Source organism: Streptomyces sp. NPDC058701 (genome assembly GCF_042715295.1).
GTDB lineage: Bacteria > Actinomycetota > Actinomycetes > Streptomycetales > Streptomycetaceae > Streptomyces.
This window is the reverse complement of sequence record NZ_JBHXSY010000071.1, coordinates 1-22,115: the sequence shown is the minus strand read 5'-3', so window position 1 is coordinate 22,115 and position 22,115 is coordinate 1. Positions and strand designations below refer to the sequence as shown.

20 protein-coding genes and 1 pseudogene are annotated in these 22,115 nt (G+C 74.1%); 15 read left to right on the top strand and 6 right to left on the bottom strand.

Annotated features, from left to right (window positions below; all coding sequences use genetic code 11):
• Positions 1–164 precede the first annotated feature (164 nt).
• The gene (locus ACFWW8_RS36170) at positions 165–473 is read left to right on the top strand and encodes an SCO5918 family protein (protein ID WP_386536520.1); all 309 of its coding nucleotides are present in this window, start codon (positions 165–167) and stop codon (positions 471–473) included.
• A gap of 25 nt (positions 474–498) precedes the next feature.
• On the top strand, positions 499–879 hold the full coding sequence (locus ACFWW8_RS36165; protein WP_386536517.1) for a hypothetical protein: 381 nt from the start codon (positions 499–501) through the stop codon (positions 877–879).
• Positions 880–986: 107 nt separating this feature from the next.
• Here ACFWW8_RS36165 and ACFWW8_RS36160 read toward each other — a convergent pair whose 3' ends face one another.
• Entirely contained in the window at positions 987–2,066 is a 1,080-nt protein-coding gene (locus ACFWW8_RS36160) for an alpha/beta hydrolase family protein (protein WP_386536514.1), read from the bottom strand.
• 68 nt (positions 2,067–2,134) lie between these two features.
• Between ACFWW8_RS36160 and ACFWW8_RS36155 the strand changes: the two genes are divergently transcribed.
• From ACFWW8_RS36155 to ACFWW8_RS36145, 3 genes and pseudogenes are all read left to right on the top strand, one after another.
• Positions 2,135–2,734 (top strand): GNAT family N-acetyltransferase, encoded by a 600-nt coding sequence (locus ACFWW8_RS36155; protein ID WP_386536511.1) that lies wholly within the window; start codon positions 2,135–2,137, stop codon positions 2,732–2,734.
• A gap of 116 nt (positions 2,735–2,850) precedes the next feature.
• On the top strand, positions 2,851–3,801 hold the full coding sequence (locus ACFWW8_RS36150; RefSeq protein WP_386536526.1) for a PaaX family transcriptional regulator C-terminal domain-containing protein: 951 nt from the start codon (positions 2,851–2,853) through the stop codon (positions 3,799–3,801).
• 54 nt (positions 3,802–3,855) lie between these two features.
• Positions 3,856–4,737, top strand: a pseudogene (locus tag ACFWW8_RS36145) (SigB/SigF/SigG family RNA polymerase sigma factor); the annotation flags it as partial.
• Between the two features lie 100 nt (positions 4,738–4,837).
• Here ACFWW8_RS36145 and ACFWW8_RS36140 read toward each other — a convergent pair.
• Positions 4,838–5,122 carry an ATP-binding protein gene (locus tag ACFWW8_RS36140; protein WP_386536525.1) on the bottom strand — a complete coding sequence of 95 codons (285 nt, stop codon included), beginning with the start codon at positions 5,120–5,122 and terminating at the stop codon, positions 4,838–4,840.
• Between the two features lie 719 nt (positions 5,123–5,841).
• Between ACFWW8_RS36140 and ACFWW8_RS36135 the strand changes: the two genes are divergently transcribed.
• The 5 genes from ACFWW8_RS36135 to ACFWW8_RS36115 all read left to right on the top strand — a co-directional run bounded on the left by ACFWW8_RS36135 (position 5,842) and on the right by ACFWW8_RS36115 (position 9,589).
• Positions 5,842–7,191, top strand: a complete 1,350-nt coding sequence (locus ACFWW8_RS36135) for an aspartate aminotransferase family protein (protein WP_386536509.1) — start codon at positions 5,842–5,844, stop codon at positions 7,189–7,191.
• Positions 7,192–7,457: 266 nt separating this feature from the next.
• Complete coding sequence (pucL, locus tag ACFWW8_RS36130) at positions 7,458–8,375, top strand: factor-independent urate hydroxylase (protein ID WP_386536508.1); 918 nt, start codon at positions 7,458–7,460, stop codon at positions 8,373–8,375.
• Positions 8,376–8,627: 252 nt separating this feature from the next.
• Positions 8,628–8,864, top strand: coding sequence for a hypothetical protein (locus ACFWW8_RS36125; RefSeq protein WP_386536506.1), 237 nt, complete (start codon positions 8,628–8,630; stop codon positions 8,862–8,864).
• Positions 8,865–8,996: 132 nt separating this feature from the next.
• Entirely contained in the window at positions 8,997–9,362 is a 366-nt protein-coding gene (locus tag ACFWW8_RS36120; RefSeq protein WP_386536503.1) for a hypothetical protein, read from the top strand.
• 56 nt (positions 9,363–9,418) lie between these two features.
• Entirely contained in the window at positions 9,419–9,589 is a 171-nt protein-coding gene (locus tag ACFWW8_RS36115; RefSeq protein ID WP_386536501.1) for a hypothetical protein, read from the top strand.
• Between the two features lie 301 nt (positions 9,590–9,890).
• On the opposite strand, the gene ACFWW8_RS36110 is transcribed toward ACFWW8_RS36115, so the two are convergent.
• The 3 genes from ACFWW8_RS36110 to ACFWW8_RS36100 are packed head-to-tail and all read right to left on the bottom strand — an operon-like array spanning position 9,891 to position 12,144.
• Positions 9,891–10,781, bottom strand: a complete 891-nt coding sequence (locus tag ACFWW8_RS36110; protein WP_386536498.1) for an ABC transporter permease — start codon at positions 10,779–10,781, stop codon at positions 9,891–9,893.
• Positions 10,778–11,737 carry an ATP-binding cassette domain-containing protein gene (locus ACFWW8_RS36105; protein ID WP_386536522.1) on the bottom strand — a complete coding sequence of 320 codons (960 nt, stop codon included), beginning with the start codon at positions 11,735–11,737 and terminating at the stop codon, positions 10,778–10,780. The genes ACFWW8_RS36110 and ACFWW8_RS36105 overlap by 4 nt, the downstream gene beginning before the upstream one ends.
• On the bottom strand, positions 11,734–12,144 hold the full coding sequence (locus ACFWW8_RS36100) for a hypothetical protein (protein WP_386536495.1): 411 nt from the start codon (positions 12,142–12,144) through the stop codon (positions 11,734–11,736). Before ACFWW8_RS36100 ends, ACFWW8_RS36105 begins: the two co-directional genes overlap by 4 nt.
• Before the next feature lie 685 nt (positions 12,145–12,829).
• Here ACFWW8_RS36100 and ACFWW8_RS36095 point away from each other — a divergent pair.
• The 4 genes from ACFWW8_RS36095 (at position 12,830) to ACFWW8_RS36080 (ending at position 17,783) form a co-directional block, all read left to right on the top strand.
• Entirely contained in the window at positions 12,830–13,657 is an 828-nt protein-coding gene (locus tag ACFWW8_RS36095; RefSeq protein WP_386536492.1) for a hypothetical protein, read from the top strand.
• An 87-nt stretch (positions 13,658–13,744) separates the two neighbouring features.
• The gene (locus ACFWW8_RS36090; RefSeq protein WP_386536489.1) at positions 13,745–15,733 is read left to right on the top strand and encodes an FUSC family protein; all 1,989 of its coding nucleotides are present in this window, start codon (positions 13,745–13,747) and stop codon (positions 15,731–15,733) included.
• 98 nt (positions 15,734–15,831) lie between these two features.
• Positions 15,832–16,536: a hypothetical protein gene (locus tag ACFWW8_RS36085; RefSeq protein WP_386536486.1), complete on the top strand. Its 705-nt coding sequence runs from the start codon at positions 15,832–15,834 to the stop codon at positions 16,534–16,536.
• Complete coding sequence (locus tag ACFWW8_RS36080; RefSeq protein ID WP_386536484.1) at positions 16,524–17,783, top strand: sensor histidine kinase; 1,260 nt, start codon at positions 16,524–16,526, stop codon at positions 17,781–17,783. The genes ACFWW8_RS36085 and ACFWW8_RS36080 overlap by 13 nt, the downstream gene beginning before the upstream one ends.
• 69 nt (positions 17,784–17,852) lie before the next feature.
• Here ACFWW8_RS36080 and ACFWW8_RS36075 read toward each other — a convergent pair whose 3' ends face one another.
• Positions 17,853–19,940, bottom strand: a complete 2,088-nt coding sequence (locus ACFWW8_RS36075) for a PhoX family protein (protein WP_386536481.1) — start codon at positions 19,938–19,940, stop codon at positions 17,853–17,855.
• A gap of 672 nt (positions 19,941–20,612) precedes the next feature.
• Here ACFWW8_RS36075 and ACFWW8_RS36070 point away from each other — a divergent pair.
• On the top strand, positions 20,613–21,959 hold the full coding sequence (locus ACFWW8_RS36070; protein WP_386536478.1) for a VWA domain-containing protein: 1,347 nt from the start codon (positions 20,613–20,615) through the stop codon (positions 21,957–21,959).
• The last annotated feature ends 156 nt before the right edge of the window (positions 21,960–22,115 follow it).

Below are 22,115 nucleotides of genomic sequence, written 5' to 3'. Positions count from 1 at the left end.
CCGACCGGCCCAAGCGCAGCTCCGCCTCCACCCGCGGACGGCGCAGCCGCCCCGCGCAGGAGCGCCGGCGCGCGCACGGCATGGCCGCCTGACCGGGCCGCGCCCGCCCGCCTTCCGCTTCCGCTCCGTCGTCCCCGCGCACCCCATCAAGTCTGTGAGGCATCATGCGCTTCGTCATCGCCCGATACCCCTTCGACCTCGAGAAGAGCGAGGTCGAGCAGTCGATGAAGGGCATCAAGCCCGAGCCCGTCACGGGAGCGTCCGTGATCATCGGCCGCCGGTCCTACCCGGTCAAGCAGGTCGGTGAGGTCATCACCCGTCAGGACCGACGCGACTTCACGGCCGCCGAGGTGACGCGGGCCCTGGCCCGCCTCGGCTTCACCTGCCGCGACATCGCCGCGCCCGTCCCGGCGCCCGCGCTCACCCCGCTGCAGGAGGCCTCGGCGCTGCTCGGGTCCCCGACCAACGTCTGAGAGCCCCTTGCTAGAGTCCGTGCCCATGTCGATCCCTGATGACCTGCTCGTCGATATCGCCACCATGGTCGAGTCGGAGCAAAGCAATCAGATGTCCCTCACCGTCGTGGTGAACGGCGCCGTGATCACCGGCCGCCTCGCACCCGAGGGCGTCTGGCGTCAGCGCGTGGCCGAGGTCCTGCGGGACTCCGACCAACTGGGCCCGTTCGCGGACATCTTCAGGTCACCCGATCCGGCCGGCCCACCCGGGCCGGCCGTCGGGGCGACCCCGTCCCACCTGCACTTCCACGTGGCGCGCATCCTCCAGGGCACCCTGGGCATCCCCGAGACGGGCGGGATGTACCGGATCGCGCTGAGGGACGTCGGTGCCTGGACGGTCGGAGACTTCAGCTACTCCGACAAGTGAGGCGCAACGCCCCCGGATCCGATCCGGGGGCGTTTCGTCGTTTCCGCTTCCGCCGCCCCTGTCGCTTCTCCTCCACGCTGACCTACCGCTGCTCCCCCGCCGCTGACCTACCGCTGCTCCTCCAGGAAGCGCCGCTGATCGTCGAGGAGGCCGGGCGGGAACAGGGCGCGCGGCGCGAACACCGCCGTCAGCGCCAGCCGCCACGCTGAGCCCTCGACCGGCGTGCGGACCAGGGCGTGGGTGGCCTCCGGATAGCGGCGTACGGTCAGCGTTCCGGGCGCGAGCAGGCCGCGGTAGACGGCCTCGGTCTCGGCGCCGTCCACGTTCAGGTCGTCGGCGCCCGAGATCAGCAGCACCGGCACGGGCGGCATCGCCCGCAGGTCGGCGGTGGCGTCCGCGGTGTGGTTCCGGCTGATGAACGCCCAGCGCTCCGCGGTGAGTTGCGGGTCGGCGTCGGGCCTCGCGCGGTACTCCCCGAACGCCGCCCCGCGCCGCAGGAGCGACAGCGTGTCCTCCCGGGTGCGCAGGGCGCGCGCCGTGCGCTCGGCGTCGGCGCCCTCGGCGCGCAGTCCGGCGCGCAGGTGGTACTCCCCCTGGCGGTGCCAGTTCACGGCGGTGCCCACCGCGATGACGAAGCGCACGCCGGGCGCCGGGGCCCGCGCCACCACCTTGGGCATCACCCACCCCGCCTGGCTGGCGCCCCACAGCCCGATCCGGGCGGGGTCGACCTCGGGGCGGGTGCGGGCCGCCCAGGCGATGGCGTCGAGGGTCTCGCGGGCCCGGTCGTCCATGCTCTGGCCGAGCCAGCCGGCCGGCTTGTCCAGGGAGAGCGAGGCGTACCCGGCCCGCGCGAAGGCCTCCCAGTACGGCCGGTAGAACCCCTCGTGCGTGGCGTCGACCTCGCCGTCGCCGTGCACGAGGACGACGAGCGGGAAGGGGCCGGGGCCTCGGCCGGCGGGGGTGGCGAGCACGCCCCGCAGGTCGTTCCCGCCGGCCCGGACCGTGACGCGCTCCTCGCGCAGGCCGTAGTCGTGCTGCCACAGGACGACGCCGGTGAGGAGGAGCGCGGCGGCGAGAAGTGCGGCGGCCGTGCGGAACAGGGCGGTACGGAGCCTGCGGCGGGGCGGGCGGGGGCCGCTGCCGCCGGGCGCGGCCGGGCGGGGGCGGGACGTGCGGAACCGGATCACGGAAACTCCTCCATTTCGTTCACTCAAAGAACGATCGTAGCGACAATGAACGTACTAAACTTGCCCGCATGACGACGGAGAAGAACACCGAGGTCCGGCGCGGGGTGCCCGAGGGCACCGGCCAGCGCGTCGCCGAGCTGTACTGGGAGGCCTTCGGCGGCAAGCTCGGCGCCGCCCTGGGCCCCGCCGACGCCGGGCGGCGCTTCATCGCCGGGCACCTGCACGCGGACCGCGCGGTGAGCGCGCTGTCCGGCGGGCGGCTGGTGGGCCTCGCCGGCTACCACCTCGCCGGCCGCGGCCTGGTCGGGGGCGACGCGGCCGCGGTGAGGGCCGCGTACGGGCAGGTCAGAGGTGTCTGGCGGGTGTTCCTGCTGGCGCTGATGGAGCGCACCCCGGCCCGCGGCGAGCTCCTCATGGACGGCATCGCCGTCGACTCGGCCGAGCGCGGCCGGGGCATCGGCGGACTCCTGCTGCGGGAGGTCGAGGCGGTGGCCGTGGAGCAGGGGTGCCGGCGGATCCGGCTCGACGTGGTCGCGGAGAACCCCCGGGCGCGGGCACTGTACGAGCGGCACGGGTTCCGCGCGGTCGCGGTGCGGCGCACCCCGTGGTTGCGGGACGTCCTCGGATTCGCGGCCGTGACGACGATGCACAAGGAGGTGGCGCGGTGAGCGGGACGACGACGGGCACGGGACCGGCGGCGGCCGGCACGGGTGGGGCCGGCACGACGGGACCCGGCGGCCGCCTGCCGGGCAGCGGTGTGGCGGGCGGCGGCGTGCCGACCCGGATGGTCGTGCACGCGCTGGTCAGGGAGGACGGGACGGTCGACGGCGGGGAGCTGTACGAGGTGGCCGGCCTGCTGGGGATGACCGACCAGCAGGTGCGGCTGTGCGTGAAGCGGCTGGAGGCGGAGGGCCGGTTCACCGTCGGGGGGCGCGGGCGGCGGGCCGTGCTGCGGATGACGGCGGCGGCCGGGTCGGGGCCCGGGCTGCCGTCCGTTCCGGAGGTGGAGTTCGTACGGCACGCGTACCGCCAGGACCGCGGGCTGGAGCCGTGGGACGGCACCTGGCACGCCTTCGCGTTCGCCGTACCGGAATCCGCCCGGGCCGCCCGGGACTCGCTGCGGGACGCCCTGACCGGGCTGGGGGCCGCGCCGGTGCAGGGCGGGCTGTACGTCACCCCGAACGCGATCGGCCCGTACGTGCGCGGCCACGCGGCGGAACTGGGCCTGCCGGAGGCACTGACCTGCCTGACCACCCGCGACCTGGAAGTGGGCGGCACGGCGGACCCGGTGGCCGTCGCCGCCCGGCTGTGGCCCCTGCCCGGGATCGCTGCCCGCTACGAGCCGCTGCTGCGGCTGTCGGCGGCTCCGGAGGGGCCGGAGCGCGCCGGGGGCCCGTCGGGCCCCGGAGGGCACGGCGGACCCGCACAACCGGCCCCGACGGACGCCGGGGCACGGCCGGACGGCGAGCGGGCGCACGGCGACCGGCCCGACGGTGACGGGGCGGACCGGCCCGACGGTGACGGGGCCGCGGCGCTGGCGCGCGCCGTCGCGCTCGCCGCGGCGTTCTCCGCCGCGATGCTCCCCGACCCGCTGCTCCCGCCTGAGCTGCTCCCGCAGCCCTGGCCGGGGGCCGTGGCCCGGGCCGCCGCGGCCCGGGCGTGGGACAGGCTGCGGGCGGACGCCCCGGCCGGGGGACCCCGGCTGTTCCGCCTGTACGCCGAGGCCGCGAAGTGACCCGGGGGCGCCGGTGCCGCAGGGTGACCCGGGCGGGTCAGGGGTAGGGTATGGGTGGGTTCAAGCGGGTATATCCCCTGGGACAGCGCGACGCCGCGCCCCGGGCGCCCCCGGGTCACACCGTCGGAGGAGCGCAGTGCCATGCACCGAACAGAACTCACAGACGTCGCCACCCACGAGGCCCGGTCCCTGTCCGTGGCCCTGTTCCAGCGGCTGGCGGGGCTGGAGGAGGGCAGTACGGAGTTCAGTTACGTCCGCAACACCCTCGTCGAGCTGAACCTGAGCCTCGTGAAGTACGCCGCCCGCCGGTTCCGCGGTCGCAGCGAGCCGATGGAGGACATCGTCCAGGTCGGCACGATCGGCCTGATCAAGGCGATCAACCGGTTCGACCCGGAGCGCGGCGTGGAGTTCACCTCGTTCGCGATGCCCACGATCAGCGGTGAGATCAAGCGGTTCTTCCGGGACACGAGCTGGGCCGTCAGGGTGCCCCGCCGCCTCCAGGAACTGCGGATCGACACCGCCAAGGCGCACGACGCGCTGGAGCAGGACCTCGGCCGCGAACCGACCGACGCCGAGCTCGCGGCGCAGCTGCACGTCACGGCCGATGAGCTCGTGGAGGGGCGGAAGGCGGCGCACGCCTACTCCGCGCGTTCGCTGGACGCTCCGGTGCAGGACGACGGCGACCGCGACGCCTACGCCGGCCGGCCCGCCCTCGGCGAGGAGGACGGGGCGTACGACCGGATCGAGTGCCTGGAGTCCCTCAAGCCGATCCTCGCCGGCCTGCCGGAACGCGAGCGGACCCTGCTCGCGCTGCGGTTCGGGCAGGAACTGACGCAGTCCGAGATCGGCGAACGGCTCGGCCTGTCGCAGATGCACGTGTCCCGGCTGTTGAACCGGACCCTGGCACGGCTGCGCACGGGCCTCCTCACCGACGAGGCCGATGATGCCGACGAGGCGTCCGGAGACCCGGACCACCGGACCACCGGTGACCACGGCTCCACCCGTGACCACGGCTCCACCGGCCCCGCCGCTGCGCCTACGCCCGGGTCCCCCGCGCAGGAATCTCCAGCCAGACCGTCTTGCCGGGCTGCCCGTCCCCGAACGGCTGCGCACCCCAGTTCCGCACGAGCCGTTCCACCACGATCAGTCCGTGCCCTCCCGGCAGGGACCGGTCGCCGGGCAGCCGCCGACGGGGAATCTCGGGACTGTCGTCACTGACCTCGATGCGCAGCCGCTCGGCGTTGTGCCGCAGCACGAGCTCGCGCGGGCCCCCGGCGTGCAGGCAGGCGTTCGTCACCACCTCGGACACCAGGAGCAGCACGTCCTCCGCCGACTCCGCGCCGCCCGGCCACGCCCAGTCGTCCAGCGCCCTGCGGGTGAAGTCACGGCAGCGGCTGACCACCCCGGCGGTGGCACCGCCCAGGACCAGTCTCCGCGTCTGCTCGGCCACCGGTCCTCCTGTCTCCGCCGTCCCGGCCGCACCTACCCCCGCCACGGTCGGCCAATCCCGAACCCCTGCGTCACTACATCCTCCAGAGTTTCACATCTCGGAAAACTAATTCCGGTATGCGGCAATTTAAGATCCGTATGGTCGATAGGATCAAGAACTCCCGGCCCAATGCAATGGCCGGGAGCTGCGGCGCCCCGATCCCCGGCTCCTCTTCGGGCGTCGGAGCGGTCCTCGCACACCGGCCGAGCACCGGCCGAGCACCGAGGACATCCGCGCCGTCGCCGACGCCGCCTACCGCGTGGACGCGGGAAAGGCCCTGGCAGCCGAGCTGCCGGCGGCCGTCCGCCTCCAGGATGACGCCTCCGGCGCGGCGGATGCGCGGCGGGTCGCGCGGAGCACACCGACGCCTGCGGACGGCTCGGCAACCCGGTCGGCCACGCGGGGGTGACGCCGTTCGTCCCGCTGGACGATCCGGCGCCGGCGCCCGAGCACGCCGCATCCCCGCCCCGGGCTCCGCGCCCGTGCCACGGCTCGAGCGCGTCCGCCGGAGGTGAGCCGAGGTCCACATCCTGGACAACTACCCTCGTTTCATGAACCCAGGAGCCGACGCCCTCGCCGCCGTGAAAGAAGCCGACCGGAAGCACGTCTTCCATTCCTGGTCGGCTCAGGAGCTCATCGACCCGCTCGCCGTCGCGGGGGCCGAGGGCTCGTACTTCTGGGACTACCAGGGCAACCGTTTCCTCGACTTCTCCAGCGCCCTCGTCTACACCAACATCGGCTACCAGCACCCCAAGGTCACCGCGGCCATCGCCGAACAGGCGGCCAAGCTCTGCACCGTCGCGCCCGGCTTCGCCGTCGACGTGCGCTCCGAGGCGGCCCGGCTGATCGCCGAACGCACCCCGGGCGACCTCGACAAGATCTTCTTCACCAACGCCGGCGCCGAGGCCGTCGAGAACGCCGTCCGCATGGCCCGAGTGCACACCGGCCGGACCAAGGTGCTGTCCGCGTACCGCTCGTACCACGGCGCCACCTCCACCGCGATCAACCTGACCGGTGACGCCCGCCGCTTCGGCAACGACAGCGCCACCGCCGGCGTCGTGCACTTCTGGGGCCCCTTCGCCTACCGCTCGCCCTTCTACGCGGCGGACCCGGCCGAGGAGTGCGAGCGGGCCCTGCGCCACCTGGAGGACACCATCGTCTTCGAGGGTCCGCAGTCCATCGCCGCGATCATCCTGGAGACCGTCGGCGGCGCCCCCGGCGTCCTCGTGCACCCCGACGGCTACCTGGCCGGGGTCCGCGCGCTCTGCGACCGCTTCGGCATCGTGTTCGTCCTCGACGAGATCATGGTCGGCTTCGGGCGGACCGGAAAGTGGTTCGCCTCCGAGCACTGGGGCGTCACCCCCGACCTGATCTGCTTCGCCAAGGGCGTCACCAGCGGATACGTGCCGCTCGGCGGCGTCGCCATCTCCGCCGCCATCGCCAAGACCTTCGCCCGCCGGCCCTACCCGGGCGGGCTGACGTATTCCGGGCACGTTCTGGCCTGCGCGGCCGCCGTCGCCACCATCAACGTCATGGAGGAGGAGGGCACGGTCGAGCAGTCCGCCCGCACCGGCGCCGAACTGCTCGGCCCCGGCCTGCGCGCGCTCGCCGAGCGGCACCCGTCGGTCGGGGAGGTCCGCGGGCTGGGCACCTTCTGGGCGCTGGAGCTCGTACGGGACAAGGAGACGCGCGAGCCGCTGGTCCCCTACAACGCGGCCGGGGCCGACAACGCGCCCATGGCCGAGTTCGCCGCCGCCTGCAAGAAGGGCGGGCTATGGCCGCTCACCGCCGGGAACCGCATCCACGTCGCGCCGCCCTGCAACATCGCGCCTGAGGACGTGGCGAAGGGGCTGGCCGTCCTTGACGAGGCCCTCACCGTGGCGGACGCGCACACCGTCTGACCTGGTCTTCTGTGGGGTCGCCCAATCCGTGGGTGCCGGTGTTCGGAGGATCCGTGCCGTGGCCGGGACACCCCGCGCGTGCTGCAATCCGTGCAGGTCCCGCCGTCGAAAGCGGGGCCGAAGCACCTACGGACCGGGATGCACGTCAGTCCCGGGGCGGTCCTTCGGGGCCGAACGGCGGGGAGCGGGCTGAGACCGCTGGACGCCGGGCGTACGGGATCCAGACGACCGGACTCCGTGTTCCCGAGTACCCGAAGGAAGACAGCATGAGCAAGCACGTCCTGGCGCAGAACCAGTACGGCAAGGCCGAGAACCGCATCGTCAAGGTCACCCGCAAGGGCAGCGACGGTTCCTGGCACGAGATCCGCGACCTCAACGTCTCGGTCGCGCTCCGCGGCGAGTTCCGCGACGTCCACCTCACCGGCGACAACGCCAACTGCCTGCCGACCGACACCACCAAGAACACGGTGTACGCCTTCGGCAAGGAGCACGGCATCGCCTCCCCCGAGGCCTTCGGCATCCTGCTCGCCAAGCACTTCGTCTCCTCGCAGCAGCCGATCCGCGAGGCGCAGATCCGCATCGAGGAGTTCGCCTGGGAGCGCATCCCGGTGCCGACCCGCAAGGAGCAGCACTCCTTCGCCCTCAAGGGCACCGAGGTGCGCACCGCGCAGGTCACCTACAGCGAGACGACCGGTCTCCAGGTCATCTCGGGCCTGAAGGACCTGACGGTGATGAACTCGACGAACTCCGAGTTCCACGGCTACATCAAGGACAAGTACACGACGCTGCAGGAGGCGTACGACCGCATCCTGGCGACCAAGGTGACCGCCCGCTGGGCGCACTCGGCGCTGGCCGCGGACGACGCGGAGCACGACTGGGACCAGTCCTACAAGAAGGTCCGCAAGAACATGCTGGAAGCCTTCGCGGAGACCTACTCCTACTCGCTGCAGCAGACCCTGAACCAGATGGCCGAGCGCGTGCTCGACCACTGCCCCAGGGTCAACGAGGTGCGCCTCAACCTCCCCAACAAGCACCACTTCCTCGTCGACCTGGAGCCCTTCGGCCTCAAGAACGACAACGAGGTCTACTTCGCCGCGGACCGGATGTACGGCCTCATCGAGGGCACCGTCCACCGCGACGGCGTGCAGCCGGTGATCGCCACGTCCGACTGGATCGTCGCGTAGCCCATCGGCTCCCGCCCGGCCCGGACCGCCCCGCGGGGTCCGGGCCGTCCTGCGTCCGGGCGCGCCATCCCGGCTCCGGGCGCACCAGCAGGTTCCGGCGGCCCGCGCGGCCCGTCAGGGGCCATCCGGGCCGCCCTGTGGGCGACTTTCGGCCTGGCCTTCCGACATCTAGCCGAAGGGACCCTTGCGTCGGCTTCCTCACCCAAGGAGGCTGTGCAGCCGACCGGTTGACGATGAGGGGATTTGCAGCACATGCCGACGGCGATACGGGAGTGGCGGGGCTGGACGGGCGCCGCACCGTTCTGGCTGAACTCGCTCCTGCTGCTCCTGGCCCCCTTCACCGCCGTCACGCTGTTCGGTCAGATCGGTGTCATCGCGGCTCTCGCCGCCTTGGGCGGCCTGGCCCGCCACCTCTGGTACGGCGACCACGGCCACCCGGCCATGCACCTCGCTGCCGCGCTGATGGGCGCCGCCCTCATCGTCGTGTGACCCCCGCCCGGTCCGGAGCCCCGGACCCCGGCGTGGCGCACTGTGCGCCGTGGGGGGTGACTTCCTCCGCCGGTCGGGGGCTTCTCGGCCCCCGGACGGGAGCCGCCCGGCGTGTCGGGGCACACCCCTCGCATGATCGGGAGGCGGAGCGCGCGGACAGCCCCTGCCGGGGCCCTGACCAGGGTCCTGACGGTGGTCTGCGTCGTCCTGCTGTGCGTGTTCGGCGCCGGTCCGGCCGCCGCGACGGCCGCCGAGTACCGACCCGCTTCCCCCGCGCCCGCGGAGCCCGTCGAGGGATCGTCCGACCCGGCCGCCGAACCCGAGGTGCGGGTGGCCGTACGGACGGTGACGCGGGGGGCACCGGGCGTACGACGGCTGTCGGCGGCCGTGTTTCACGTGAAACATCCCGAGCCGGGGCCGGCCTGTGGGCCCGGCCGGGCCGCGGCCGAGCCGGTGGTGTCGACGCGGGCCGTACGGAGTGTGGTCCTGCGCTGCTGAGCGGGCCGAGCAGCAGCGCACCCCCACACCCCCCTCGAACACCGTGAGGTTCCGCCATGCCCATCGACCCGTACGCCGCTCTGAACGCCATGCTCCGCGCCGAGGCCGCCCGCTTCACCCCTCCGGCCCGCAAGGCCGAGCCCTCCGCCCCGCCCACGACGGCGGCTGTGGCCGCCGAGCCCGAGAGCGAACCGAAGCGGACCGCGGCCGCGGACACGGCCGCGTAGGCACGCCCGCCGGTGCCCGCCGGCTCCGGACGTGGAACGGCGCCGGTTCCCGCACCTCCCGGCAGCGGAGAGTGGTCGCGTGAGGTTCGACCACGGGGCGCGGGAACCGGCGCCACTGCCAGTGTGCGTTTCGCGGCCCTCCGGTCGCCTCGGCCGGAGGTACCGGACGGCCCCGCCGGAAGTACCACCCCGCGTTCGGCACGGGCCGGCGGGCGGTGCGGCCCGGCGGGCGGTGCGGCCCGGCGGGCGGTGCGGCCGGGCGGGAGGTGCGGCCCGGCGGGAGGCGCGGCCGGAAGGCCCGCTACTTGCGGTTGTACAGGCGCATCGTGACGGGACCGAAGACCAGGACCAGCAGCCCGGCCCACCCCAGCGACCAGGCGATCGCGGCGGTCGGCCACTCCCCCGCCATCAGCCCGCGCACGGCGGTGGTCAGGTGGGTCACCGGACTGTTGTTCACGAACACCTGGAGCCAGCCCGGCATGGTCTTGGGGTCCACGAAGATGTTGCTGAGGAAGGTGAGCGGGAAGAGCACCATCATGCTCACGCCCATGACGGACTTCTCACTGCGCAGCAGCAGCCCGAACATGGTCCACACCCAGGAGAAGGCGAACGCGAAGACGATCAGCAGCGCCACCCCGGCGAGGACCCCCACGACCCCGCCCTCCGGGCGGAAGCCGATGAGCAGGCCGACGGCCAGCATGACGGCGGAGGCGATGGCGTAGCGCAGCATGTCGCCCAGCAGGTAGCCGACCATCGTCGAGGGTCGCCAGATGGGGAGCGTGCGGAAGCGGTCGAAGACACCCTTCTCGATGTCGGTGTTGACGGAGACGCCCGTGTACATCGTGATCATCACGATCGACATGACGAGGACGCCGGGCAGCAGGGTCTGGATGTACGTTCCCGGGGAGCCGGCCAGCGCACCGCCGAAGAGGTACGTGTACATCAGCACCATCATGATCGGGAACGCGGTGACGTCGAAGAGCTGCTCGGGGACGTGCTTGATCTTCAGGACGGCCCGCCAGCCGAAGGTCAGCGAGGTCGAGAGCGCCCCGGGGCGGGGCGGGCGGCGGCCGGAGACGAGGAGTGCGGCGAGCCGGTCGGTGTGCGGGGCGGTGAAGTCCTGCTCCTGGGCGATCCCGACGCCGTCCGGGCGGCCGCCGCCCGCTCCGGACTGCTCGGTGTGGACGCTCATGCCGCCCCCTTGTCGTCGGTCAGCGCGAGGAAGACCTCGTCGAGGCTGGGCTGCCCCAGCGCGAACGTGTCGACCACGATCCCGGCCCGCGCCAGCTCGGCCAGCGCCGCGGCGGCCGATCCGGCGTCGTCCACGCGGACGGTCAGCGCGACGGGGTCCGGATCCGGGACCACGGGCTCATCGAGTACGGCGGCCAGCACGCGCACGGCCTCGCCCCGCCGTTCGGGGTCGCGCAGCCGCACGTGGACGCTGCCCGAGCCGACGGAGGCCTTCAGTTCGCCCTTGGTGCCCTCGGCGATCACCCTGCCGTGGTCGATGACGGCGATCCGGGAGGCCAGCTGGTCGGCCTCGTCGAGGTACTGGGTGGTGAGCAGGACGGTGGTGCCCTGGGCGACCACGGCGCGCACGATCTCCCAGACCTGGTTGCGGCTGCGCGGGTCGAGGCCGGTCGTGGGCTCGTCCAGGAAGAGCAGGTCGGGGGTGTTGAGGATGGACGCGGCGATGTCGATGCGCCGCCGCATGCCGCCGGAGTACTGCTTGACCTGCCGGCCGGCCGCGGCGGACAGGCCGAAGGCGTCGAGGAGTTCGGCGGCGCGCCCGCGGGCGGCGGGCCTGGAGTGCCCGAGGAGCCGGGCGAGCAGCACCAGGTTCTCGGTACCGGTGAGGTCCTCGTCGACGGAGGCGTACTGGCCGGTGAGGCTGACCCGGCCGCGGACCGCGTCGGCGTCGCGGGTGACGTCGCGGCCGAAGACGCGGGCCTCCCCGCCGTCCGGGCGCAGCAGGGTGGCCAGCATCTTCACCACGGTCGTCTTGCCCGCGCCGTTGGGGCCGAGCAGGCCGTAGACGGTCCCCTCGGGGACCTTGAGGTCGACCCCGTCGACGGCCCGGTTGTCACCGAAGACCTTGACGAGGCCGGTGGTCTCGATCGCATGGCCGGAGGAACGCGTGGGACTCAGTCCTCGTGGGTGTAGTACCGGTAGAACGCCACCAGTCCCACGCCCACCCCGACGGCGAGCCCGATGGCGGTGGAGCGGAGCACGCTGGCGTCGGTGAGGCTGTGCAGGTACCCGACGGCGATGCCGAGGAACGCCCCGTACGCGGCGGCGTGGACCTCACGCCGCATCCGGGAGCCGATCCGGGCGAGGGCGAACATGATGCCCGCGAAGATCGCGCCGCACAGGATTCCGTAGAGGACGTTGCCCGCGTCGACCGGGCCCGTCTGGCGCTCGATGAAGGCCGCCCAGACGCCGTAGACGAGTCCGGCGAGCAGGGGGCGCGCGACGGCGCTCCGGCTCGTGTGGTGGGCCGTGTCCGCCGTCCGGCGGTGCTGCCGCCCGGGGGCGGTGGGTGCCGCATGTGCCATGACGGGCTCCTCTCTCCCATCATCCAGGGCACACCCGCCGCTGCCGACCGGCAAGTGGATCACGCGGTCGGGAGCCGCGCACCGCCACCGCGTCGACCTCGAAGAGCATGCCCGGCAGAGCGAGGGCGGCCACGCCGATGAGGGTCTGGGCAGGCCGTTCGGTGCCCCGGGGGCGTAGCCGGTCGGGGTGTGGAGTCCTGCCGGGTTGGTGATGCTGCGCGTCATCTCCGGCTTCCTGGTTCCGTTGCCGTACGTGGGACGCGACCGCTGCCGGTGGGCGGGTCCGGTGCCGGTGGCCGGGTCCGGTGCCGGCCGGGCGTGGGGCCCCGGCGAGGGCGCCGCGAGCCGGGTGGGGGCCTCGGGGGCCTGGCGTTCGGCCTGCTGCCGGATCCCGTCGAGGTCCTGGGCCGCGAGGGCCTGCCGCCAGGCCGGTTCGGCCCGGGTCATGGCGTGTGCGATGGCACAGGCGCAGGTGGCAACCGGTGCGGGCGGGACGGGCCGAGGGTCCCCGGTGTCCGCCACGCCGACCGCTCCGGCCGGGGCTCCGCCGGGGCCCTGGCCGCGGATCTCCGCGCACCGGAAGGCCTCCTCGGGTCCCTCGACGGCGCCGCTCCCGCGCCCCGCCCGCCACCCGAGCGCAGCACCACCGCTCGCGCCGCGGGCCCCGCCCGCTTTCCCTGGTGACGTGCGCACCATCCTGTCGGCGGTACTGATCGTGCTCGTGGCGCTCCTCGTGCCCGCGAGCGCCGTCGCGTACTGGGCCGACCGCGACCTGGGCGACGCCGACCGCTACACCGCGGCCATGTCCCCGCTCGCCACGGACCCGGCCGTCCGGAACGTCGTCGTCACCCAGGCCTCCCGCGCCCTCGCCGGACAGATCGACGCCGGGCCGTTCCAGGGCGGGGTCGACGCCCTGCTCGGCGAGGCCCTGCGCTCCTTCGCCGGCACTCCCGCCTACCGGACCGCCTGGGACGCCGCGAACCGCGCCGCGCACGCCGCCTTCCTGGAGGCGCTCACCACCGGCGACGGCAACGCCGTCTCCATCGACCTCGCGCCCGTCATCGCCGAGGTCAAGAACGAGCTGGTCGGCGACGGCGTGCCCTTCGCCGACCGCATCCCGGTGACCCGCGTCTCCGTGGAGGTCATGGAGTACGACAACCTCGGCTCGCTCCGGAAGGGGTTCCGCATGCTCCAGATCGCCGGCGTCTGGCTCCCCGTCCTGACCCTGGTGCTGGCCGGCGCCGCCATCGCCGTCGCCGTCCGCCGGAGGCGCGCGGTGATCGCGACCGGCCTGGGACTCGCGGTCGGCGCCGGACTGCTGTGGATCGCGGTCGAGGTGGGCCGCCGGCTCACCCTCGACGACCTGCCGGCCGACATCGACCGGCCCGCCGCGGGAGCGGTCTACGACGCCCTCACCGCCTTCCTGCGCACCACCGCCTGGTCGGTGCTGGCGGTCGGGCTCGCAGCCGCCCTGGCCGCCTGGCTGGCAGGCCGGCTGCGCCGGACCCCCTAAGCTCGGGAGGTACGGGCACCAACGCATGCATTACGGCGCAGAAGCGCCCAGAAGAATCGATTCGCGAGCGGCGGCACGGAAGCGGGAATGAGCACCGAACGCACCGGACGGATAGCGTCCCGGACCTCCCGGAACCATCCCCTGGCCCCACCCTCCTGGCTGCTCAACGGGCTGCGGCCGAGCAGCGCACCGATCCCGTGGGCCGCCGTGCTGCGCGCGGCCGTCGCCCTCGCCGCACCGCTCGCCGTCGGCTTCGCCCTCGACCAGCCCGAGTACGGCGCGCTGGTCTCGATGGGCGCCCTCTCCGGAGTCATCGGCGACACCGCCGACGCCTACCGTATGCGCGTCCTCAACATCGCCGTCCCCCAGCTCGTCGGCGCCGTCGGCGTCGCCCTGGGCACCCTCGTCTTCGGGCACGGCTGGCTCGCCGTCGGCGTCCTCACCCTGATCGCCCTCGTCTCCGGGATGATCTCCTCCATCGGCACCGTCGCGTCCGTGTCCGGACTGCTGCTCCTGCTCAACGCCGTCATCGGCGCCGGCCTCCCGCTGCCCAGCCCGTGGTGGACGGCGCCGCTGCTGATGACCGCGGGCGGACTGTTCGTCCTCGCCCTCAGCCTCCTGGGCTGGCCCCTGCGCGGACGGCAGCCGGAGCGCGCAGCCGTCGCCGCCACCTACCGGGCCCTGGCCGACAGCCTGGAGTCCCCGGGCGACGCCGCGTACGAGGAGCACCGCCTCCGGGTCACCCAGGCCCTCAACCAGGCCTACGACCTGGTCCTGGGCCGGCGGGCCCGGGTCCACGGCCGCAGTCCCTCCCTGGTGCGGATGCTGGCACAGCTCAACGTCGTCATCCCGCTCGTGGAGGCCGCGCCCGCCGTGCACCTGCGCGGCCGCCCGCTGCCCCCCGAGGTCCCGGCGGCCGTCCGGGAGCTGGCGGCCGCCGTCGAGGAGGGCCGCACCGGCACCCCCGACCTGGTCCTGCCCGCACCGCACGGTCAGGCCGAACGGGCCCTGGACGCCGCCCTGCGGCACGCGGCGACCACCGTGCTGCTCGCCGAGCCGGACCCGTACAACGTCGACGACCGCCTCGGCCGGCCCGCCACCCTGCGGGTCCGCGCCCGCCGGGCGGTCCGCGACATGATGTTCTCCCGGGCCTCCTGGCGGTACGGGCTGCGGCTGGCCCTGTGCATCGGGCTCGCGCAGTGCCTGGTGTCGCTGATCGAGGTCGAGCGGTCCTACTGGGTGGCCCTCACCGTCACCTTCGTCCTCAAGCCCGACTTCGGCTCGGTCTTCTCCCGGGCCGTGCTGCGGGCCCTGGGCACCGCGGTCGGCCTCGTCCTCGCCGCCGCCGTGCTCGCCGAGGTGCCGCGCGGCTGGTGGGCCGTGCCGGTGATGATGGTGCTGGCCGCGCTGATCCCCGCCTTCTCCGCCAAGGGGTACGCCTTCCAGACCGCCGCGATCACCCCGGTGATCCTGCTGCTCTCCGACCAGCTCAACCACCAGGGCTTCGACCTGATCCGTCCCCGGCTGCTGGACAGCCTGATCGGCTGCGCCATCACCCTCGTCGCCGGGTACCTCCTGTGGCCCGAGAGCTGGCGCACCCGGATCGGGGACCGCCTCGCCGACACCGTGGACGACGCCGCCCGGTACGTCGAGCGGGCCTTCGCACCGCTCCCCGACCCGTCCGCGCTGCCCGCCGCCCGGACGGCCCGGCTCCAGGCCCGGCGGCGCATCTACCGGGACCTGTCCGGCCTGCGCAGCGAGTTCCAGCGGGCCCTGACCGAGCCCCCGCCGATCGGGGCGCGGGCCGCCGCCTGGTGGCCGCTGGTCGTCGCCGTCGAGCGGATCGTCGACGCGACCACCGCCGCGCGGGTCCGGGTCAACCACGGGGCCGGGGCGCCCGCGGCCGACGAGGTCGAGCAGGTGACGCGGCAGCTGCGGTCCCTGGCCGACGGCGTCCGCCGCGGCACCGTCCCCGTACGGGTCGGCGCCGGCCCCGGGGGCGACCCGTCGGGCGTCCTGGCCCCGGTCCACCAGGAGGTCGCGGCGGCCCACGCCCTCGCCCACCCGCCCGGCTGACCCGCGGGCGGCGGCCACCGACCTCCCGAACCCGGCCCCCGCTACCCGAACGGACCCGCGGGCGGGCCGCGGGGCGGGCCCCGGGGGAGCATCGGTACATGCACCGCGCCCCGGCCGTGATCGCCCTCGCCGCCGCCCTGACGGCCGGGTCCGGGTGCGCCGACGTGGACGGGCTGCAGAACGACGGCGACCTCGGGACCGTCCGCTCCCCCAAGACCCTCTGGAAGGACATCCGCCCGTCCCCGCCCGGCCCGGGCGGCACGACGGGGACGGCCTCCGTCGTCCCCGGTCTGCCCAAGGTGCCCGCCCTGACCATGCGCGGCGTGGACCCGCTGGCCGTCGTACGCGCCGACATCACCTCCGCCACCGCCCGGGGCGGCGGCGCGGGCCGCCCCGTCGACCCGCGCGCCGCCCAGCGGCTCGCGCTGTGCACCGGCGCCGCCGACGCCGACTGCCCGGTGCGCCCGGGCGTCCTGCACGACCTGACGGGCAACGGCCGCGAGGAACTCATCACCGCGGTCGACCTCGACGGCCGGGTCAGCGAGCTGCGTGTCTACACCGTCCGGGACGACGGCTCCATCGCCCGCATCCTGTCCCGTACGGCGGTCCTGGAGGGCGTCGAGGTGGCCGCCGAGCACCTCGCGGTCCGCGAGCCCACCTCGAACCCGGACTACGTCTCGGTCTCCGACTACGTGTGGGACCCCGACGCCGGAATCATGAACCTGTCCCAGCTCACGCTCGACGAGTGCCCCGCCATCACCGACACCCCGCTGCGGACCGACGGGTCGCGATGCGCGCGCTGAACAGCCTGCGCTGGAAGATCGCCCTGACCACCACCATGGTGTGCTGCATGGTCGCGGCGGCGCTCGGAGTCCTGGTGCACAACGTCGTCGCCCGGCAGATCGTCGGTGAGGTCCGCAAGGACGCCGACCGGGACCTGGACCACGCCGTCGGCCACTACCAGTACGGCACCGCCCACGGGGACGTGAACGTCGCCCTGGACCCGCCCGCGCTGCCGCGGCCGCTGCGCGAGGTGGTCGCGCGCGGCGAGACCGGGAGCATGGCCGGGGAGCGGGCCGGCCGGCCCGTCATGTGGGCCGCCACCCCCGCCGACGACAAGGCCCTCGCCGTCTGGGTCCCGTACGAGGAGACCCGCGAGCGGCTGCGCGACGTCGACACCGCGATCCTCGCCTCCTCGGCGCTCGCCGCCGGGGTGGTGGCCCTGGCCGGCCTCTTCCTCGCGAACCGGATCAGCCGCCGGCTCGCGACGACCGCCGCCGTGGCCCGCCGCATCAGCGCCGGTGACCTGGACGCCCGCGTGGGCCTCCGGGCCGACGCCGACGGCCCGCGCTCCGGCCGCGCCCAGGACGAGGTGGGGGACGTCGCGCAGGCGCTGGACTCGATGGCCGGGTCGCTCCAGGAGCGGCTGGAGGCGGAGAAGCGCTTCACCGCCGACGTCGCACACGAGCTGCGCACGCCGCTCACGGGCTCGCTGGCCGCGGCCTCGCTGCTGCCCGACGGCCGCCCCAAGGAGATGATCGTCGACCGGCTCAAGGCCCTGCACCTGCTCACCGAGGACCTGCTGGAGATCTCGCGGCTCGACTCGGGCGTCGAACGGGCCGACCTCGAACGGGTGGATCTCGGACGGGCGGTGGCACGGGCCGTCGCCGGGACCCGGCTGACCGTCTCCGTGCGGATCGTGCGCGACGCGGTCGTGCTGACCGACCGGCGGCGGCTCGACCGGGTCCTGACCAATCTCCTGGTCAACGCGCACAAGCACGGTCAGCCTCCGGTGGAGGTGACCGTGGACGGGCCGGTGGTGGCGATCCGCGACCACGGGGCCGGGTACCCGCCCGAACTCATCGAGCAGGGACCGCAGCGGTTCCGCACCGGGGACCCCGGCCGTGGCCGCGGCCACGGGCTGGGCCTGACGATCGCGGCCGGCCAGGCCGCGGTGCTGGACGTCGCGGTGGACTTCTCCAACGCGCCCGACGGGGGCGCGCTGACCACCCTCACGCTCCCCGCCGGTGTGCCGCCGGACGGCAGTTGAACGGCCCGTGGGCGGTGTTTCACGTGAAACACCGCCCACGGGCCCGGTACCACCGGTCAACCGGCCGGGTCACACACCGATGTTGCGGCCGTCCTTGCGCCACACGGAGACGACCGCCGGACGGACGATCTTGCCGGGGCCGTCGGGCCACACGGACTGGGGCTTCTCGACGGACGCGCCGTCGATCTCGCCCGGGTGCTGGACGGCGACCAGGACGCGCTTGTCCTGGATGATCGGGCCGCAGGTCTCGGCGCCGCGCGGGACGGTGAGGAACTGCTTCAGCTCGCCGCGGCGGTCACCGGCGGTCGCGACGCCGAACAGGCCGTCGTGGGAGCCGAGCTGGTTGCCGTCGGTGGAGATCCACAGGTTGCCGTGCGGGTCGAACGCCACGTTGTCCGGGCAGGAGATCGGGCTGACCTTGTCCTTCGGGAAGCCCGCGAAGTAGGTGGCCGGGTCGTTCGGGTCGCCGGCCACCAGGAACAGCCGCCAGGCGAATCCGTCGCCCGCCGGGTCGTCGAAGTTCTCGGCGAGCTCCAGGATCTGGCCGTGCTTGTTCAGGTTGCGCGGGTTGGACTCCGTCGCGCCTTCCTTGCCGGGCTTGCCGCGGTCGGTGTTGTTGGTCAGCGCGACGTACACGCGGCCGGTGCGCGGGGAGGGCTCGACGTCCTCGGGGCGGTCCATCTTGGTGGCGCCCACCTTGTCGGCGGCCAGGCGCGTGAAGACGTACACCTCCTCGGCGGTCATGCCCTCGACGTGCGAGACGTTGCCGGTGGCCAGTTTGATCCACACGCCGGAGCCGTCGAACTCGCCGTCGGCGGGGAGCTTGCCCGTGCCGTCGAACTGCTCGGCCGGGGAGTCCCCGGAGAGCTTGGCGACGTAGAGGGTGCCCTCGTCGAGGAGCGTGAGGTTGTGCTCCTTCGCCGCGCGGCTGTTGCCCTTCTTCATCTGCTTGCTGGAGACGAACTTGTAGAAGTAGTCGAAGCGCTCGTCGTCGCCCATGTAGACGACGGGACGGCCGTCCTCGGTCAGACGGGGCTGCGCGGCCTCGTGCTTGAAGCGGCCCAGCGCGGTGCGCTTGCGCGGGGTGGACTTCGGGTCGTACGGGTCGAGCTCGACGACCCAGCCGTGGCGGTGCGACTCGTTGGGCTCCTGCGCCGTGTCGAAGCGCTTGTCGAACCGCTCCCACTTGCGCTCGGTGGCGCCGGCGGTCACGCCGTAGCGCTTCAGGCGGGCGGCCTGAACCGGGTCGGTGACCTGGCCGGCGTTGGCGAAGTACTGGTTGAAGTTCTCCTCGCCGTGCAGGGTGGTGCCCCACGGGGTGGTGCCGCCCGCGCAGTTGTTGAGGGTGCCGAGCACCTTCGTGCCGGTGGCGTCCACGGAGGTCTTCAGCAGGGCGCCGCCCGCGGCCGGGCCGGTCATCCGGAACTCGCTGGTGGCCGTCAGGCGGCGGTTGAGCTGGTGGCGCGGGACCGCGGTCAGCTTGCCGCTGCGGTGGTCCTCCTGGACGACGACCACGGACAGGCCGTGCGCGGCCCACGCGATCTCGACCTGCTCGCGCGTCGGGTTGGCCGGGTCGTAGCCCTTGAACATGAGGATCTCGTCCGTGTACTCGTGGTTGGCCACGAGCAGCTGCTGGCGCTCGTAGTCACCGCCGAGCGGGAGGAGGCTCAGGAAGTCGTTGTTGTAGCCGAACTGCCCCGCCTGCGCCGCCGCGGTCTGCCGGTCCGCGTTGAAACCCGGCGCGCCCTTCAGGATCGGCTCGCCCCAGCGGATCACCACGTTCTGCTCGTAGCCCTCGGGGACGGTGACCTTGTCGGCGGTGTTGGGCGCGACGGGCGTGAAGCGCAGCCCGCGGGCGGCCTCGCCGGGCCGGCCGGCGCCGTGGGCGGCCTCGGCGGTGGGCGTCGCGTTGGCGCTCTGGCCGCCGCCGGCACCGAGGGTGACGGCCGAGCCGGCGGCGGTGGCGACCGTGACGACGGCGGCCGAGCGCAGCATCGAGCGGCGGGAGTAGGCGCGGGCTATGACATCACCGGCGTACTCGTTGTCGCTGGTGTTCGGCACCTCGTGGAAGCATGCGTCACCGCAGCGGTAGCGGCAGGTGAGAGCGGAACGGCCGCTCCCATGCGGGTTGCCGATGAGCGGCAGAAGCTTGCGCACGAGTGTCCTCCGAGGCTGCGTGGGCGCCGACAACGTGTCGGAATCAATCCAGCCGTGACGCTAGGCGCGGGGTGCGCCGATGCGGCGGCCGCAGGATGAACGGGCGGTGAACCCGGCGCGGCGGAGAGGCAGTTCGGGGCCGGGGCGGGAACCTCATGGGAGCCGGGCGCCACGAAAGGCGCCCCTGCCGAAGTTCCAGCCGGGCGGCCGATAACCTTACGTGTCCACTCTGGGCAGGGATCATCCGCGCAGCACGGACATATGACTCACGCACTCATGCGAAAGGCCTGGCCCATGGGTATTCGGAGCTTGTTGCGCAAGGTGTTCGGACGGTCTACGGAACCGGTTCCGGAAACGTCGGACGCCACTTCCCCGGCCTTCCCGAGCCAGGCGGAACGCACTCCCCTGGACGCGGCGGCCGAACTGGTGGCGGCGTCCTTCGACAACCCCACCGTCCCCCCGCAATCCGCCCCTCGCGACCGCGAACCGGGCACCCTCCTCACGGCGACGACCCCGGACCCCACGGTTCCGGAGGCCCGCCGACCGGCGCCGTCCGCGGCCCAGCCGGACCCCGCGGCTTCCCCCGCGGCCGAAACCCCCGCGCCGGCCGCGGACACCACCGCTGCCGCCGACGTTGACGCTGCCCCGAAGCCGGAAACGGAGCCGGAGCCCGTGACGGCCGCTGCCGCGCCGGAAGCCCCGGCCGCCGAGGGCTCCACCCCGGAGCCCCGGGAGGCCGCCCAGGACGCACCCGAGGCCCGGGACGGAGCCACCGCGCCGGAAGCCGACACCGCTGCCGCGCTCGCGCCGGAAGCCGAAGCGGAGCCGGTGGCCTCGGCCCCCGAGCCCGCCGCGGCCGAGCCGGTAGCGGCCGAGCCCGTCGCGGCCGAGCCGGTAGCGGCCGAGCCCGTCGTGGTCGAGCCGGTAGCGGCCGCGGCCCCCGCACCGGAGGTGGACGCCACCCCCGAGCCGACCCCCGCCCCGGAAGCGGAAGCGGAGCCCGTCGCCGCCCCCGTGGCGGCCGCGCCGGAGGCAGCTGCCGCGCCCGTGGCAGCCCAGCCGGAGCCCGAGCCGGAGCCCGTCGCCGTCGTCGCCCCCGAGCCGGTCGTCGCCCCCGAGCCCGTCGCCGTTCCCGAGCCGACGGCCGAGCCCGTACCCGTGGCTGCCCAGCCGGAAGCCGAGCCCGAGCCGGTCGCGGTGCCCACGCCGAAGCCCGTCACCGCGCCGGCGCCCGTCACCGCGCCCGAGCCCGTCGCCGCGCCGAAGCCCGTCGCCGCGCCCGAGCCCGTCGCCGTCCAGGCGGAGCCGGTGGCACCGGAAGTCCTGGACGTCGCCGCGGCCGCCGTGCCGGGGCTGGCGGGTTCCGCCCACGCGGCCGCCGCCGTACGCCGCAGGGCCCCCGGGGTCGCCGCTGCGTACAAGGCCGCCGCGCAGGTGCTCCGCGGCAAGGGCCGGGCGGGTGCCCGCGCCAAGGTCTACCTCGTCCTCGACCGGTCCGGCTCCATGCGCCCGTTCTACAAGGACGGCAGCACCCAGCACCTCGCCGACCACGCCCTCGCGCTCGCCGCCCACCTGGACGACGAGGCCACGGTCCACACCGTGTTCTTCTCCACGGAGGTGGACGGCACCGCCGACCTCACCCTCGACGGGCACCGCGCCTCCTGGGTCGAGGCCCGGCACGCCGCGCTCGGCCGGATGGGCCGCACCAACTACCACGTGGCCGTCGAGGCCGTCGTCGAGCACTACCAGAAGGCGGGCGGCGAGGGTCCGGCCCTCGTCCTCTTCCAGGTCGACGGTGCCCCCGACAACCGCCAGCCGGCCCGGCTGGCCCTCGCCGAGGCGGCCGTCACCGTGCCCGGCGTCCACTGGCAGTTCGTCGCCTTCGGCGAGCACGAGTCCAAGGCGTTCGACTTCGCGCGCAAGCTGGACGCGGCCAACGCCGGCTTCTTCCACGCCGGCCCGGCCCCCGCCGAACTCCCCTCGGCCACCCTCCTCAAGGGTCTGCTGAGCGGCTTCTAGCCCCACCGGCGGACCAGCACGGAAACACAGAAGGGGGGGGGCCCCCCCCCCCCCGGGGGGGGCCCCCCCCCCGCCCCCCGCGCCGCCGGGCGGCCGCCGCGGGCGCCCGGCGCGGGGATGACCGGGCCGCCGGACGACCCCCGCGGGCCCCCCCGC

Bases quoted from the DNA above. Each gene is read 5' to 3' on its own strand.
- ACFWW8_RS36170 (WP_386536520.1), top strand. From the start codon at position 165: ATGCGCTTCGTCATCGCCCGATACCCCTTCGACCTCGAGAAGAGCGAG.
- ACFWW8_RS36165 (WP_386536517.1), top strand. From the start codon at position 499: ATGTCGATCCCTGATGACCTGCTCGTCGATATCGCCACCATGGTCGAG.
- ACFWW8_RS36155 (WP_386536511.1), top strand. From the start codon at position 2,135: ATGACGACGGAGAAGAACACCGAGGTCCGGCGCGGGGTGCCCGAGGGC.
- ACFWW8_RS36150 (WP_386536526.1), top strand. From the start codon at position 2,851: ATGGTCGTGCACGCGCTGGTCAGGGAGGACGGGACGGTCGACGGCGGG.
- ACFWW8_RS36135 (WP_386536509.1), top strand. From the start codon at position 5,842: ATGAACCCAGGAGCCGACGCCCTCGCCGCCGTGAAAGAAGCCGACCGG.
- pucL (WP_386536508.1), top strand. From the start codon at position 7,458: ATGAGCAAGCACGTCCTGGCGCAGAACCAGTACGGCAAGGCCGAGAAC.
- ACFWW8_RS36125 (WP_386536506.1), top strand. From the start codon at position 8,628: ATGCCGACGGCGATACGGGAGTGGCGGGGCTGGACGGGCGCCGCACCG.
- ACFWW8_RS36120 (WP_386536503.1), top strand. From the start codon at position 8,997: ATGATCGGGAGGCGGAGCGCGCGGACAGCCCCTGCCGGGGCCCTGACC.
- ACFWW8_RS36115 (WP_386536501.1), top strand. From the start codon at position 9,419: ATGCCCATCGACCCGTACGCCGCTCTGAACGCCATGCTCCGCGCCGAG.
- ACFWW8_RS36110 (WP_386536498.1), bottom strand. From the start codon at position 10,781: ATGAGCGTCCACACCGAGCAGTCCGGAGCGGGCGGCGGCCGCCCGGAC.
- ACFWW8_RS36100 (WP_386536495.1), bottom strand. From the start codon at position 12,144: ATGGCACATGCGGCACCCACCGCCCCCGGGCGGCAGCACCGCCGGACG.
- ACFWW8_RS36090 (WP_386536489.1), top strand. From the start codon at position 13,745: ATGAGCACCGAACGCACCGGACGGATAGCGTCCCGGACCTCCCGGAAC.
- ACFWW8_RS36085 (WP_386536486.1), top strand. From the start codon at position 15,832: ATGCACCGCGCCCCGGCCGTGATCGCCCTCGCCGCCGCCCTGACGGCC.
- ACFWW8_RS36080 (WP_386536484.1), top strand. From the start codon at position 16,524: ATGCGCGCGCTGAACAGCCTGCGCTGGAAGATCGCCCTGACCACCACC.